This is a genomic window from Actinoplanes xinjiangensis (assembly GCF_003148685.1).
Classification (GTDB): domain Bacteria; phylum Actinomycetota; class Actinomycetes; order Mycobacteriales; family Micromonosporaceae; genus Actinoplanes; species Actinoplanes xinjiangensis.
In genome coordinates, this window is sequence record NZ_QGGR01000003.1 from 340,327 (window position 1) to 355,059 (window position 14,733).

Here is a 14,733-nt window from a genome sequence, read left to right on the forward strand (position 1 = left end):
TTCTCTTCGGGATGGATCAGGAGTTCGCGGCCTTCTCGGCTTCCTTGACCGCCTCGGCCCAGGCGTCAGCGGACTTCAGCGTGCCCTGGCCGACGCGGTTGATCACGTTCTCCACGGCGAGCCGGGTCGGACCGTTCTTCTTGCCCAGGTACTGCGGCTTCAGGTTCTCCGCGGTGGAGGCGAAGATCTGGCCGGTCGGGGCGTTGGTGAAGAACTCCTTCTTGTAGTCGAGGACGGCCGGGTCCTTGTAGAGCGCCGGCTGCGACGGCAGGTTGCCGACCGTCTTGAAGACCTCGATCTGCTGCTCGGGCTGGATCAGCCACTCGACGAACTTGTACGCCTCGTCGACGTTCTTGCCCTGCTTGGGGATGGTCCACCAGGAGCCGCCCCAGTTACCGCCGCCGCCCGGGATCGCGGCGATGTCCCACTTGCCGGCCTGGTCGGGTGCGGTCTTCTGAATGTGGCCGAGCATCCAGGCCGGGCAGGCCAGGACCGCGAACTGGTCCTTCTTGAAGCCCTGGTCCCAGTTCGGCTGGAAGCTGGCGAGGTTCGCCGAGATGCCGGAGTCGAGCGCCTTCATCGCGACGTCGAAGCCGACCTTCGGGCCGCCCTCCATCTGCAACTGCTCCTGCTCGTTGTAGAAGCCGACCGGCTGCTGCGAGAGGATCGGGTTGAACAGGTTGGTGGCGGAGTCGATGAACTTCTTCTTGGTCTTGTCGGTGTAGGTCTTACCGGTCTGCAGGAACGCGTCCCACGTCGGCCAGAGCTTCGACACGTCCTCGCGCGAGGTGGGCAGGCCGGCCGCCTTGAACAGGTCGGTGCGGTAGCACATGGCCAGACCGCCGACGTCGGTGCCGAGGCCGATCTGCTGCCCGGCGGCGGACTTGGAGGCCTGCCACTTCCACGGCAGGTACTTCGACTCCAGCGCGCCGGCGCCCTTGTCGGTCAGGTTGACGAACTGGTCGGCCTGCTCGCGGAACTGAACGATGAAGCCCTCGTCGACCGCCGAGATGTCCGGGGCACCGGAGCCCGCGACGAGCTTCTTCTGCAGGTCCTGGTGCTGCGCCTGGTACTCGCCGGTGTTCAGCGAGATCTTGACGTTGGGGTTGGCAGCCTCGTACTTCGTCTTCAGCTGATCCAGGCCCATGTCGCCCCAGAAGTTGATCTTCAGCGTGACCTGGGCGTTGCCGCCCTCGGTGTTGCCGCCTTCCAGGTCCTTGCCACTGCAACCCGTTATCGCCAGCGCGGCCACGAGGCCGGCGGCGCCCATGCGCAGGGCACGGCGTCCGAACTTTTCCATAGTCATTTCCTCCGCAAGGAGATCCGCATCACTGAACCGGGTAAGTTGGGGGAACCGTAAGCCCGCCTTTCAACGGTGTCAATACCCGGTTACGGGCGCGCTCCCAGTACGTATCAAGCCGGATTTATCGGACGGGCGGAAATCGACGGTTTACATCATGCGCCGTGTGCCGTAACACTTAACCGATCAAGCGCGCGTCCAGCGAACGTCCAACGTCGAGGGAGTCCGGCGGCCGCCGCCCGGCGCCCGATAAGCTCGGCAGCAGTGGGGACAGAGGAGACTGAGTGAAGCGGCCCACGATCGCCGACATCGCACGACGGGCCGGCGTGTCCAAGGGCGCCGTGTCGTATGCGCTCAACGGCCAGCCCGGCGTCTCCGAGGCGACCCGCAAGCGCATCCTGTCGATCGCCGAGGAGATCGGGTTCAACGCCAACAGCGCGGCCCGGGCCCTCTCCGGCGCACGCGCCCGGGCCGTCGGCCTGACCCTGTGCCGGCCCGCCCGGATCCTCGGCATCGAGCCCTGGTTCATGGGCCTGATCAGCGGTTTCGAGGCCGAGCTCGGCGCCCGCTCCTATGCGCTGACGTTGCAGGTGGTGGCCACCCCCGAGCAGGAGGTCGAGGTCTACCGGCGGTGGTGGGGTGAGCGCCGGATCGACGGCGTGATCGTCACCGACATCCGGGAGAACGACATCCGCATCCCGGTCCTCCTGCAGCTCCAGCTACCCGCCGTGGTGATCGGCGGCCCCGGCGACACCGGCCCGATCGCGCAGATCTGGTCCGACGACGCGGGCGCCATCACCGAGGCCGTGCGCTACCTGGTCGCCCTCGGCCACCACAAGATCGCCCGGGTCAGCGGCGTCCCCGGCCTGCTGCACACCCAGAACCGGACGAAGGCCTTCGAGAACGTCTGCGCCGCCCTCGGACTAGACAACGCGATCACCATCCCGGCCGACTACACCGGCGAGGAGGGCAGCCGCGCCACCCGGCGGCTCCTGATCGGCGGCGACCGGCCCACCGCGATCATCTACGACAACGACGTGATGGCGGTCGCCGGCCTGGCCGTCGCCCAGGAGATGGGGCTCTCCGTCCCCGGCGACCTGTCCATCGTGGCCTGGGACGACTCGCCGCTGTGCAGCCTCGTGCACCCACCGCTCACCGCGCTCAGCCGCGACATCTCGGCGTACGGGGCGCAGGCCGCTCTGGAACTGCTGAACGCCATCGACGGCCGGACCGTCGGCAACGTCGAGGCCGGCCGCGTGCACCTCACCCCGCGCGGCAGCACCGCACCGCCCCGCTAGCCGCCTCCGGCTAGGTCCGGTGGCTGTCCAGGTATGCCTCGACCCGTTCCGCCGGCCCCGGATGGCCCAGCGCGAAACCCTGGCCGTAGCGGCAGCCCGCCTCGGTGGCACGGGCGATGTCGTCGGCCGATTCCAGCCCCTTGGCCACGATGTCCAGGCCCAGCCGGCGACCGAGACTGACCACCACGTCGACCACCGACCGGTCGGACATCAGCGCCGGGCTCAGTTTCAGCATGTCGACCGGCAGCCGCCGCAGGTGCGACAGCGACGTCTGCCCCGAGCCGAAGTCGTCCAGCGCCGCCCGTACACCGAGTTTCCGCAGGCCGGCGAGGGCGGCGACGATGGCCGGCACATCCTCGTCGATCCACGTCTCGGCCACCTCGACGACCAGGCGTTCCGGTGCCAGGCCGTAGCGCCGCAGGGTCGACCCGACATACTCCGGGAACCGGGCGGTCAGCAGCTCCCGCGGCCCGATGTTCACCGACAGCCAGAACTCCTCGCCCGCCGACCAGCCGGCCAGGCGCCGGCACGCCTCCTCGAGTACCCATTCGTCCAGTTCGGCGGTGATCCCCAGCGCCGCGGCGATCGGCAGCAGTTCCTTCGGCGGGATCGGGCCCAGATCCGGATGCCGCCAGCGCAGCAGCGCCTCCACCCCGGCGGGGCGGCCGTCGGTCAGCCCGGACACCGGCTGGAAGACCAGGTCCAGCTCACCGCGGGCGGCCGCGCCGAGCAGCTGGTGCTCCAGCTCCATCCGGCGGTGCAGCAGGAGTTCGAGGTCCGGGTCGTACCATTCGACGCGGTCCCGGCCGAGCTGGCAGGCGCGCTGCCGGGCCAGATCCGCGTGCCGCAGCACCTCGTCGGAGTCGGCGCCGCCGGACAACTCGGCCAGGCCCACACTGGTGTGCAGGTCCACCGTCGCGCCGGGCAGCGGGTACGGCTCGGCCAGATTCGTGACGATGCGGGTGGCCAGGGCGTACGCCGGGATCGACGAATCCGGGGTGAGCACCGCGAACTCGTCGCCCCCGAGCCGGGCCGCGACGTCCTCCGCGCCGGTCAGGGCACGCAGCCGCCGGGCCACCTCGATCAGCACGGCGTCCCCGACCTCCCGGCTCCGGAGGTCGTTGATCTCGGCGAGCCCGTGCAGGTCGATCACCAGCAGGGTGCCGGGACGGCCCGGCCGGCGGCGCAGGGCGAGCAGGTCCCGCATCAGGGCCTGACGGTTCGCCAGGCCGGTCAGCTGGTCCAGGTAGGAGAGGCGGTGCAGGGCACGTTCCAGATGACGGCGTTCACCCACATCGCGTACGTGGACGACGAGCGCCGCCACCTCCGGGACCCGGCGCAGGTCGGAGATGGTCGACTCGGTGTCGCGCCACATCTCGGCACCGTCGCGCAGCCGGGCACTGACCAGCACCGGCGGACCGCCCTCCGGTTCGCCGTCGAGCACCGACCCGATGACCGCGAGGGCGTCCCCCACGTCGTCGGGGTGGATCAGCGAGCGGAACTCCCGGCCGATCACCTCCGGATCGCGCAGCCCGAACAGCCGGGCGGCCGCCGGTGACTGCCAGCGCACGGTCAGGTGTTCGTCGAGTACCAGGGTGAGGTCGGTGGCGCCGGTCACCAGCGACCGGAAATGTGCCTCGGTGACCCGGAGGCGGCCGGCGTACCGGCGGATGTCCCGGACCACCAGCAGCTCCCGGACGACCAGCACGCTCACCATCACGAGACCGAAGATGATCGCCTCGGTGCCGAACTCCTCGACGGTCAGCAGATGCCAGATCGCGGCGATCACACCGACCGCCGCCGGTACCGCCAGAAGCGGATAGCTGGCCAGATACTGATCCGGATTACGGGGTTCCAGCGGCGGTGGCGGCAGGTCACGACGCGAGCCGCCCCACGCCGAGGCACCCAGCCCGGCCACCACGCCCAGCCCGGCGAGCAGCTGCGCCGGGCCGGTCACGCCGAACCCCAGCACGCCGAGGGACAACATCACCAGCGAGGTGCCGGCCCCGCACCAGGCGGCCGCCCTCGGCCGCGGCCGGGCGCGCAGCACGATCACCGTGACGATCGCGATGCCGGCGGCCGCGATCAGCAGGGCCGGCACCGCACCGGGCCGGCTCGACGCCGCCGGCACCAGGTAGATCGCGAAACCCAGGCTGACACCGAGCCCGACCCCGTCGTACGCCCTCCGCAGCCGGACCACCCAGTTGCTCGCCGCGCCGGGCAGCAGCGACGTGCCCGCCACGAAACAGACCGCGGCGACGGTGAGCCCGGCGGTGATCCAGGCGGACGGGTGCTCCGGCGCCCACCACAGGACCAGCCCGGTGAGCCCGGTGCACAGGGCGCCCATGCCGACCAGGCCGGCGCCCCGGCAGGAGACGAACGCGCGTTCGGCACGGTGCAGGGCGAGAGCAGCGCGGATGAGGACGGCGCCCGCACACAGACCGGCGGTGCCGATCGCCCCCGCGAGCAGAACGGCGATCATCGACGAGTCCTCTGCTTCAGGGAACTGCACCGGGTCAACGACGGTCCCCGGATCGGGTTACGGCACGGCGTGTCGTCATCCCACGAACGGATCGTCGGTCATCCAGCGATGACGGTCAACTCCCCGCCGGGCCCGCCGAGACCGGCACGATCGCCGATCACCGCGGGTGGGAGGATGGGAGACGTGAGAAGTCGTATCCTCCTCCGCATCCGCAGGGCCGGCGCCGTGCTGGTCGCCGCGTTGCGGAGGACGAGAGGCGAGCGCAGTCGTCCCGTCCTCCGCGTCCGCAAGTCCGGCGCCGTGCTCGTCGCCGCATTGATCGCGCTGGTCGGCACGGCCCCGCTCGCCGGCTCCTCCTGGGCCCTGAGCCCCCTGTTCCTGCTCCCGATCGCCGCCCTGGTGTGGTCGTGGCGGGCGGGCACCGACGTCTACCCCGAGGAGCTGCGGGTCCGCGCCCTCTTCGGCGGCACCCGGGTGCCCTTCGCCCGGATCACCGAGTTCGCGCCCGACCGGCACGGCCGGGTCTCGGCACTGCTCGACAACGGCAACATCATCCGACTCACCGGGGTGACCCGGGAGAATCTGCCCACGGTGCTGGAGGCGTCCGACCACCTGGTCGCGGCCGGCCGGCCGGACACCACCGATCAATGAGCCGGTTCTGTCAGACGGCGCGGCTACCCTGGTCGGCATGACCGGAGGGGGTGGTTGGGTCGTGCGATTCCGCCGGAGCCGTGCGCTGGCCGCGAGTTCCACGGCCCTGCTGGCGCTGACCGCGGGGTGCAGCTTCGGGCCACCCGGCCCGGATCAGGCCGGTTCCCCGCCCAATCTGCCCCGCCCGTCGGCCGCGCCGACGGCCGGCGGTGACGACACCTCCCGCGAGGTGGCGATCACCGTGCTGGCCAAGAACCTCGAGGTCCCGTGGGGGATCGCCTTCCTGCCCGACGGCGGTGCGGTGGTCACCGAGCGCGACACCGCCCGCATCCTGAAGATCGGTCCCGAGTCCACGGCCGGCGGTCTCAAGGTCACCGAGCTGCGACGGCTCAACGAGGTCCGCGCCTCCGGCGACGGCGGCCTGCTCGGCATCGCCGTCTCCCCCGGCTACGCGACCGACAAGACCCTGTTCGTCTACTACTCCACCGATCAGGACAACCGGATCGGCAGGCTGGCCGGCGACGGCCGGCTGGAGCCCGTCCTCACCGGCATCCCGCGGTCACCCGAGCACAACGGCGGCGCCCTGGCCTTCGGCCCGGACGGCTTCCTCTACGCCGGCACCGGCGACGGCACCCCGGAGGGCGGCCAGGCGCAGAACGCCAAGAGCCTCGGCGGCAAGATCCTGCGGATCACCACGGCCGGCAAGCCCGCACCCGGCAACCCGGTCAAGACCTCACCGGTGTGGACGTCCGGGCACCGCAACGTCCAGGGCCTGGCGTGGGACGCGGCGAAGAGGCTGTATGCCACGGATCGCGGCCAGCCCCGCACCGCCGAACTCAACGTGGTGGTGAAGGGTAAGAACTACGGCTGGCCGAAAGCCGACGGCGAGAGCACCGACGCCAAGTTCACCAACCCGCTGACCTCCTGGCCCACCCAGACGTCGTCGTGCGCCGGGGTGGCCGTCCTGGAGTCGCTGGTCGCCACCGCCTGCCTGCTCGGTCAGCGGTTGCAGCTGCTCGACGTCACCGGCACCGGGACGGTGCTGGGCAGCCCGCAGGAGCTGCTGACCGACGAGTTCGGACGGCTGCGGACCGTGGTCACCGCGCCGGACGGCTCGTTCTGGGTCGGCACCTCCAACCAGGAGGACGCGGGACGCCCCAATCCCGAGGACGATCGCATCCTCCGGCTGGTCTTCTCCGACGGCGGCGCCGGCCGGAGTTGACGGCCATGACTGTTTCGTCCCGAGCCCGGCAGGGCAGATGAGGCCCCGATGATGCGAGAACGGCCCTCGTGGCGGCAGCGGTGGCGGTCGGCGACCGAGCTGACCGGCCGGGCCGCCGGGCGGACGGCCGGTCTGACCGGCCGGGTGTTCCGGCACCGGTGGGCCCGCCGTGTGCGGGTGGCCACGGCCGTCGGGCTCACCGGGGTAGCCGGCGCCCTCATCGGGGTGATGCTGTTCGCCCGCGCCGACATCAACGTGGGGCCGTTCAGTGCCGAGATGTCCGTGGAACCGTCGGTCACCGGCGGCACCGAGATCAACATCCCGCCGCTCGGGTCACTCCACCTGGACAGCCACCGGGGCCCGGTCCATCTGCGGGTCGACCTGGGCTCGCTGGACCAGAGCCGCACCGAGGCGCTGATCGACAACCCGTCGGCGATCAGCTCGGCCGGTGACCGGGCCGTCGACGAGGTGGTCGCCGGAGTGTCCCGGCTCGGGCTGCGCACCATGGGCCTGGGCGTGCTCGGCGCTCTGCTACTGGCCGCGCTGACCTTCCGCGACGTGCGCCGGACCGCGGCGGCCGGTGCGACCGCGCTGGTCGTCACCGGCGGCAGCCTGGGCCTGGCCGCCGGCACCCTGCGCCCCGACTCGATCAGCGAGCCGCGCTACGAGGGTCTGCTGATCAACGCGCCCGCGGTGGTCGGTGACGCCCGGCGGATCGCCGACAACTACGGGCGGTATGCGGAGCAGTTGCAGACGATCCTCGGCAACGTCAGCCGGGTCTACTCGACCATCTCGGCGCTGCCCGTCTACGAGCCGGCCGGCAACACCACCCGCCTGCTGCACGTCTCCGACCTGCATCTGAACCCGGCGTCGTGGGGCCTGATCCGGACCGTCGTGGAGACCTTCGAGATCGACGCGGTGATCGACACCGGCGACATCGTCGACTGGGGCAGCAGCGCCGAGACCGGATATGTGTCGTCGATCCCGTCGATCCAGGTGCCGTACATCTACGTCCGCGGCAACCACGACTCGACCGCCATCCAGGCCGCCGTCGCCGCCCAGAGCAACGCGATCGTCCTCGACAACGGCCTCGCCGAGGTCGACGGGCTGACCATCGCCGGCATCGGCGACCCCCAGTTCACTCCCGACAAGAGCGAGACGAACGAGGCCGGCGACGACGCCGCCCCCGAACTACTGACCACGGCCGGGGAGAACCTCGCCCAGACCATCCGGGGATCCGGCAAGCAGGTCGACATCGCCCTCGTGCACGACCCGGCGATGGCACAGCCCCTGTCCGGGCTGGTCCCGCTGGTCCTCGCCGGTCACCAGCACAGCCGCTCGGTCACCATGCTCCCGGCCCCTGCGCCGCCCACACCCGACCCGTCGGTGTCGGCCTCCCCGGCGCCGTCGCCGTCCGCACTCGCGGCGATCCAGCCGGTCGTCCCGACCCGCCTGATGGTCGAGGGCTCCACCGGGGGCGCCGGCCTGCGCGGCCTGGAGAACGACGATCCGACCCCGCTGAGCCTGTCGGTCCTTTACTTCGACGAGAACCGCGAGCTCAAGGCCTATGACGACATCCAGTTGGGTGGCACCGGCCAGTCCAACGTGGAGATGCAGCGCAACGTGATCGGTCTCGAGGAGCAGCCCACCCCGACACCGGTGCCCTCCACCAGCTGACGCGCTCGGCCCCATTTCCGCGGCCGGCACCACCGCCGGCCTCACCGCTCCCGCCCCGTCGCCCAGCTACCAGCCGCACCCGACCGGCTGGCGCCCACCGCTGCCTCAACACCCCCGAGACAGCGGCCAGAACCAGCCCGACCGGACCGGCTGGCGCCCACCGCTGCCTCAACGCCCCTGAGACAGCGGTCAGGACCAGCCCGACCCGACCGGCTGGCGCCCACCGCTGCCTCAACACCTCTGAGACAGCGGTCAGGACCAGCCGGGCCAGCTGGTGCCTTGCCTGATGCGCCCGGAACGGCCGGCATGGGTCAGGGCAGGCGGTGGAGGTCCAGGAGCAGGGTGCCGGTGTCCAGACCCTCGGGGTCGATCTCGATCGTGTAGGTGCCGGCCGAGGAACTGAAGCCCAGCGTGGCGACGGGTTTCGACGTGGTCAGGGTGGCGTCGACGACGTCCAGGCCGGCCGGGGTGCGTACCTTCAGGACGGTTTCCGAGGTGGTGGTCAGGGTGCCGGGACGGGCGGTCAGGCGGAACTGCTCGGCCTCGGCGGCCCGGAACGTGACGAAGGCGCGCTCGCCGGGCTGGGTGAAGGCGATCCGGGCCGGCCTGCCCGGCGTCAGGGTGGCGCTGATGGATCCGGTCAGCTGGACCGTGAGGGTGCCGGTGCGATCGGTGTCGGGGTTCACCTCGACGGTGTGCCGGCCGGTTCGGGTGACGTCGAAGTCCAGCGTGCGGTACTCGGATTCGTAGCCGACCGCACCGGACGTGTTCACTTCGCCGGACGGGCCCCGGATGTCCAGGTAGGTGTATTCGTCCTTGGCGAGGGTGCCGCGCCGGGCCACCACGGTGAGCCGCTGGCCGGCGGTCGCCGCGAACGTCAGGAACGCGCGCTCGCCCGGCCTGGTGATGGTGACCTGCTGTGCCGGACCGCGGAGTGCCAGCGTGCCGGCGGACGCTCCGGCGAGGCTGACCAGGAGCGTTCCGCGGTCCTTGGCGGCCCGGGGACTGATCCGCACCGTGTACGCCCCGGCGGCCGGTGCGGTGAAGTCGACGCTGACACTGGCCCACGTGACGATCAGCGCCCCGTCGGCCACGGTGGTGCCGTTCCGGACGATCGTCAGGTCGGTGTTGTCGGTGGCGGTGAGGGTCCGGCGCTGGGCGAGCACGGTGAGTCGCTGGCCCGCGGTGGCCTGGAAGCCCACGGTGGCGGGCCCTTTCAGGTCGAGCAGAACGGCCGGCCCACCGACGGTGAGCTGCGGACCACCTGGGCCCGGCCGACCGGAAGCGGCTGCGGCCGGGGTCGGGGCGCCGCTGCCAGGGGCTGCGGCCGCGGTCGGGGCACCGCCGGCGACGGCTGCGGTCGGGTCGCCGCCGGCGAGGGCTGCGGCCGGGGCCGGGACGCCGCCGGCGAGGGCGGCCGTCAGCGCGACGGTGAGCAATCGCCGGGGGCGGCGGGTCGCCGCGGGGTGCACTGCCACCGGGGCAGGTTATGCCACTTGATGCCGCGAATTCCGATGGAACGGGACGAAGTCCCCCGGCCCGGCGAAAAGGCGGATGCCGGTCGGATCGAAGATCAACTATCGTGACGCGGCGCTTCTCACACGGGGGTATCCATGAGTGACAGTCCGCCCGGCTCCATCCGCCCACCACTGGCCTGGGAGGTGGGTACCGGCGCCCTTCTGCTGGTCACCGCCGGGTCAGGTGTCCTCGTCGTCCTGTCGGTGGCCCTCGGCCTTGCCGTTCAGGACTACCTGGGTAGCGACGCGGACATGTCGCCCGTCCTGACCTGGCTCTATGAGAACCCGGACCGCGCCTACGGGATCGATGCTCTCGGCCTGATCCTGACGTTCGCCTCCATCGTCGGGTTCTTCGTGTGGCGGTACCGCACCCGTGCCCTGCTGCGTCGCTACGACCTCGATCCGGTCAGCCTGACCAGACATCCGGGTGTCGTGACGTGGGGCGTAGCCACCTTCATGGCCTACTGCTGCGCGGGCGGGCTGATGGAGCCGGGGACCTACGACAGTGTGGACGGCATGGTCGGCCTGCTTCAGATCGTCGTCTTCTCGGGCGTCCTGCGTCTCGTCGGTCTTGCCGGTCTCATGATCGCGATCTGGCAGATCCGGCGCCGGGTTCACCTGTCGCTGGGTGCCTACTTCCCGCCGGCCTTCATGCCACCCTCGCCGTACGCGGCAACCACGCCGCCGTACACGGCGGCACCCCCGTACACGGCTCTCCCGCCCTACACGGCGACCGCGCCATATCCGGCGACACCCCCGCCGTACGCGGCGGTCCCGACGCCTCCGGTCACACCGCTGACCCCCGCGGATGGGGACCTGCCGGTGGCGGACGACGACTTCTGGCACCGGGTCCGGCAGGCGGCCGCCGACACGGAGCTGGCCCTGCTGGAGACCAGCGGTCCGGGCCTGCACCGCTGGGTGCTGATCCCCGCCGGCCGGAATCAGGACGCGGTGCGGGAGAGCCTGACGGATCAGGACGCGGTGCGGGAGAGCCTGACGGATCAGGACGCGGTGCGGGAGAGCCTGGCGGATCTGGACGCGGTGCGGGCGAGCCTGGCGGATCTGGACGCGGTGCGGGCGAGCCTGGCCCCGGGTGCGGCGATCACCGTCTTCACCGAGCCGCCGGTCCGGCGGGAGACGAACGGACACCGGCCGCCCGAGGCAGCCGAATATCACGGTCTGCTGGAGAGCGCCGTGACCGGTGCGCTGCGCCATCAGCCGGTCGGGCCGCGAACCCTGCTGAGTTTCCTGGACCGTGCCGAGACCGGGGGACGGTGGGCCCTCTACCCGATCGGCGACCCGAACGCGCTGACCGCCCGCATGCCCTGAACAGGGACGACACCCGGCCTCGCGGACACGGGACCCGGCGACCCGAACGCGCAGACCGCCCGCCTGCCCTGAACAGGGACGACACCCGGCCTCGTGGACACGGGACCCGGCGGCCCGAACGCGCTGATCGCTCGCCTGCCCTGAATGGGAACGACGCCCGGTCCCGTGTTCACGGGGCCGGGCGTCGACCGTACAGCTGAAGGTTTCAGGAAGCGCCGAGCCGGGCGAGGATGAGCTCGCGGACGGTCTTGGCGTCCGCCTGACCCCGCGTGGTCTTCATGACCGCGCCCACCAGGGCGCCGGCCGCGGCGACCTTGCCGTCCCGGATCTTGGCGGCGATGTCGGGGTTGGCGGCGATCGCCTCGTCGACGGCGGCGGTGAGCGCGCCGGTGTCGTTGACCACCCCGAGCCCGCGGGCGGCCATCACCTCGGCCGGGTCGCCCTCGCCGGCGACGACGCCCTCCAGGACGGTCCGGGCGAGTTTGTCGTTGAGCTTGCCCTCGTCGACGAGTTTCTGCAGCTCAGCGACCTGGGCGGGGGTGGCGCCGACGGCGGACAGCTCGATGTCCTGCTCGTTGGCACGGCGGGCCAGCTCACCCATCCACCACTTGCGGGCACCGGCCGGGGATGCGCCCGCGGCGATGGTCTCCTCGATCAGGTCGACGGCCCCGGCGTTCGCCACCGACTGCATGTCGAGCTCGGAGATACCCCAGTCCTCGCGGAGACGGGCCCGCTTGGCACTGGGCCGCTCCGGCAGCCCGGCCTTGAGCTGGGCGACCCACGCCGGGTCGGGCGCGATCGGCACCAGGTCGGGCTCGGGGAAGTAGCGGTAGTCGGTCGCGGTCTCCTTGGAGCGGCCCGGCCGGGTGTCGCCGGTGGTCTCCTGGAAGTGGCGGGTCTCCTGGAAGATCCGGGTGCCGACGTCCAGGAGGCCGGCCTGCCGGATCACCTCGGAACGGACCGCGCGCTCGACCGAACGCAGCGAGTTGACGTTCTTCGTCTCGGTACGCGTACCCCATTCCTCGCCCGGCAGGTTCAGCGAGGTGTTGACGTCGCAGCGCAGCGAGCCCTGCTCCATGCGGACGTCGGAGACGCCGAGGGAGCGGATGATGTCACGCAGCTCGGCGACGTAGGCCTTGGCGATCTCGGGGGCCAGCGCGCCGAGGCCGGGGACCGGTTTGGTGACGATCTCGACGAGCGGGATGCCGGCCCGGTTGTAGTCGACGAGCGACTCGGTGGCGCCGTGGATCCGGCCGGTGGCCCCGCCGACGTGCAGGGTCTTGCCGGTGTCCTCCTCGATGTGCACCCGCTCGATGCCGATCCGGTACTCCTTGCCGTCGACGACGACGTCCACGTAGCCGTCGACGCAGAGGGGCTCGTCGTACTGCGAGGTCTGGAAGTTCTTCGGCATGTCGGGGTAGAAGTAGTTCTTCCGCGCCATCCGGCACCACTCGGCGATCGAGCAGTTCAGCGCCAGGCCGATCCGGATGGTGGCCTCGATGGCCGCGCCGTTCATCGCGGGCAGCGCGCCGGGCAGCGCCAGGCACACCGGGCAGACCTGGGTGTTCGGCTCGGCGCCGAATTCGGTCTTGCAGCCGCAGAACATCTTGGTCTGCGTGCCCAGCTCGACGTGCGTCTCCAGGCCGATCACCGTCTCGTAACGGCTGGTGGCGTCTTCGTAGGACGGCAGCGCGATGGTCGTCATGTGCGTGCGGCTCCGGCTTTGAGGACATCGGGACGAGCCCCAAGCCTAGTCGCCCGGTCTGACGGACTCTGCAACCGCCCAGGAAGATCTACCGCATGCGCCGCACCTCGACCGTCGCCGCCCTCGCCGCGACTCTTCTCATCACCGGCTGCACCGCGGCCGACAAAGACAAGCCCGCGCCGGCGGCTTCCACCACCGGCGAGACGAAGATCGACTACAGCGCCTGGGCGGCCGGCCGGTCCACTCCGGTGGCCGATCAGCTCTACCCGGAGAAGGGCAACGCCGGCCTGGACGTTCTGCACTACGGGCTGGAGCTGGACTGGAAGCCGGACACCAAGGTCCTCACCGGTACGGCCACCCTGCGGATCCGCCCGGTCGCCGACGCGGGCGAGCTCAAGCTGGACTTCACCGGCCTCGCCGTCGACAGGGTGACCGTCGACGGGAAGGCGGCCACCGGCACGGTCGAGAAGGGGAAACTGGTCGTGCCCGGCGCGGTCACCGCGGACCGGCCGGTGACGCTGACCGTCGCCTACCACGGCACCCCGAAGCAGGTGGAGATGCCGTCCCACCGCGGCGACGCCTCCGAGGGCATCGGCATGCGGTCGTCGAAGGACGGCGTCCTCTGGACCATGCAGGAGCCGTGGGGAGCGCTGACCTGGTATCCGGTCAACGAGCACCCGTCCGACGAGGCGCTCTACGACCTGGCGGTGACCGTCCCGCAGGGCTGGGCGGCGGCCGCGAGCGGCACACCCGGCCCGATCGAGGGGAGCACCTACCGCTACCGCAGCGTGGACCCGGTGGCGGCGTACGTGACGACGCTCGCCGTGGACCGGTACAAGAGGATCGAACAGACCGGGCCGCACGGGCTGAAGATCACCCACTTCGTGGTGCCGAAGAGTGACGACCGCTACCTGAGCACGCTGAAGAAGACACCGAAGCTGATCGAGTGGCTGGAGAAGCGGTTCGGGCCGTACCCGTACCCCTCGGCCGGCGCCCTGATGAACGGCTCCATCTCCGCCATGGAGACGCAGCAGATGCTCAGCATGGGCCGGGCGGCGTTCACGGAGAGCGACCTCAGGGAGTTCGAGGCGGTGTTGGTCCACGAGTACGCCCACCAGTGGTTCGGCAACGCGGTCACCCCGAAGACGTGGACCGACCTGTGGCTCAACGAGGGCTTCGCCACCTACGTGCAGAACCTGTACGAGCAGGAGCTGTACGGGTTCGACGACGCCTACCTGGAGAAGTATCTGCGGGAGGCGGACGCCAGGCTCCGCAAGCGGGTGGGCCCGCCGGGGAAGCCGACCGCCGGCACCTTCGCCGAGAGCAACGTCTACGTCTGCCCGGCGGCCATGCTGAAAGAGCTGAACGACGCGCTCGGTGACGAGAAGTTCTTCGCGCTGGCCGCGGCGTGGGTGGAGAAGAACCGCAACACCAACCAGGACCGGGCCTCGTTCACCGCCTTCGTGAACGAGCAGACCGGTAAGGACTTCACCAAGCTGATCGACGCCTGGCTGGACTCGCCGACGACACCCGCCTGAGCGGATGAAGAGGG

Annotated in this window: 10 protein-coding genes; 6 read left to right on the forward strand and 4 right to left on the reverse strand. The window is 71.0% G+C overall.

The features are described from left to right. Positions 1-16: 16 nt before the first annotated feature. Positions 17-1,300: an ABC transporter substrate-binding protein gene (locus BC793_RS08460; RefSeq protein ID WP_109590979.1), complete on the reverse strand. Its 1,284-nt coding sequence runs from the start codon at positions 1,298-1,300 to the stop codon at positions 17-19. Between the two features lie 284 nt (positions 1,301-1,584). Here BC793_RS08460 and BC793_RS08465 point away from each other — a divergent pair, with 284 nt between their 5' ends. Next, positions 1,585-2,598: a LacI family DNA-binding transcriptional regulator gene (locus BC793_RS08465; RefSeq protein ID WP_109590981.1), complete on the forward strand. Its 1,014-nt coding sequence runs from the start codon at positions 1,585-1,587 to the stop codon at positions 2,596-2,598. A 10-nt stretch (positions 2,599-2,608) separates the two neighbouring features. On the opposite strand, the gene BC793_RS08470 is transcribed toward BC793_RS08465, so the two are convergent. Beyond that, a complete protein-coding gene (locus tag BC793_RS08470) occupies positions 2,609-5,080 on the reverse strand; it encodes a putative bifunctional diguanylate cyclase/phosphodiesterase (RefSeq protein WP_109590983.1) in 2,472 nt (823 codons plus the stop codon). A gap of 183 nt (positions 5,081-5,263) precedes the next feature. Between BC793_RS08470 and BC793_RS08475 the strand changes: the two genes are divergently transcribed. From BC793_RS08475 to BC793_RS08485, 3 genes are read left to right on the forward strand one after another with little or no spacing between them, the layout of a single operon-like run. Next, positions 5,264-5,731: a PH domain-containing protein gene (locus BC793_RS08475; protein WP_239169711.1), complete on the forward strand. Its 468-nt coding sequence runs from the start codon at positions 5,264-5,266 to the stop codon at positions 5,729-5,731. A 37-nt stretch (positions 5,732-5,768) separates the two neighbouring features. After that, the gene (locus BC793_RS08480) at positions 5,769-6,953 is read left to right on the forward strand and encodes a PQQ-dependent sugar dehydrogenase (protein WP_109590985.1); all 1,185 of its coding nucleotides are present in this window, start codon (positions 5,769-5,771) and stop codon (positions 6,951-6,953) included. A 48-nt stretch (positions 6,954-7,001) separates the two neighbouring features. Further along, positions 7,002-8,630, forward strand: a complete 1,629-nt coding sequence (locus BC793_RS08485; protein WP_239169712.1) for a metallophosphoesterase family protein — start codon at positions 7,002-7,004, stop codon at positions 8,628-8,630. 311 nt (positions 8,631-8,941) lie between these two features. On the opposite strand, the gene BC793_RS08490 is transcribed toward BC793_RS08485, so the two are convergent. Next, positions 8,942-10,108, reverse strand: a complete 1,167-nt coding sequence (locus BC793_RS08490) for a PPC domain-containing protein (protein ID WP_146246205.1) — start codon at positions 10,106-10,108, stop codon at positions 8,942-8,944. A 135-nt stretch (positions 10,109-10,243) separates the two neighbouring features. On the opposite strand from BC793_RS08490, the gene BC793_RS08495 reads away from it, so the two are divergent. After that, the gene (locus BC793_RS08495; protein WP_146246206.1) at positions 10,244-11,476 is read left to right on the forward strand and encodes a hypothetical protein; all 1,233 of its coding nucleotides are present in this window, start codon (positions 10,244-10,246) and stop codon (positions 11,474-11,476) included. Between the two features lie 205 nt (positions 11,477-11,681). Here BC793_RS08495 and gatB read toward each other — a convergent pair whose 3' ends face one another. After that, the gene (gene gatB / locus BC793_RS08500; protein ID WP_109590991.1) at positions 11,682-13,181 is read right to left on the reverse strand and encodes an Asp-tRNA(Asn)/Glu-tRNA(Gln) amidotransferase subunit GatB; all 1,500 of its coding nucleotides are present in this window, start codon (positions 13,179-13,181) and stop codon (positions 11,682-11,684) included. 95 nt (positions 13,182-13,276) lie between these two features. Between gatB and BC793_RS08505 the strand changes: the two genes are divergently transcribed. Next, a complete protein-coding gene (locus BC793_RS08505) occupies positions 13,277-14,719 on the forward strand; it encodes a M1 family metallopeptidase (RefSeq protein ID WP_109590993.1) in 1,443 nt (480 codons plus the stop codon). Positions 14,720-14,733: the final 14 nt, after the last annotated feature.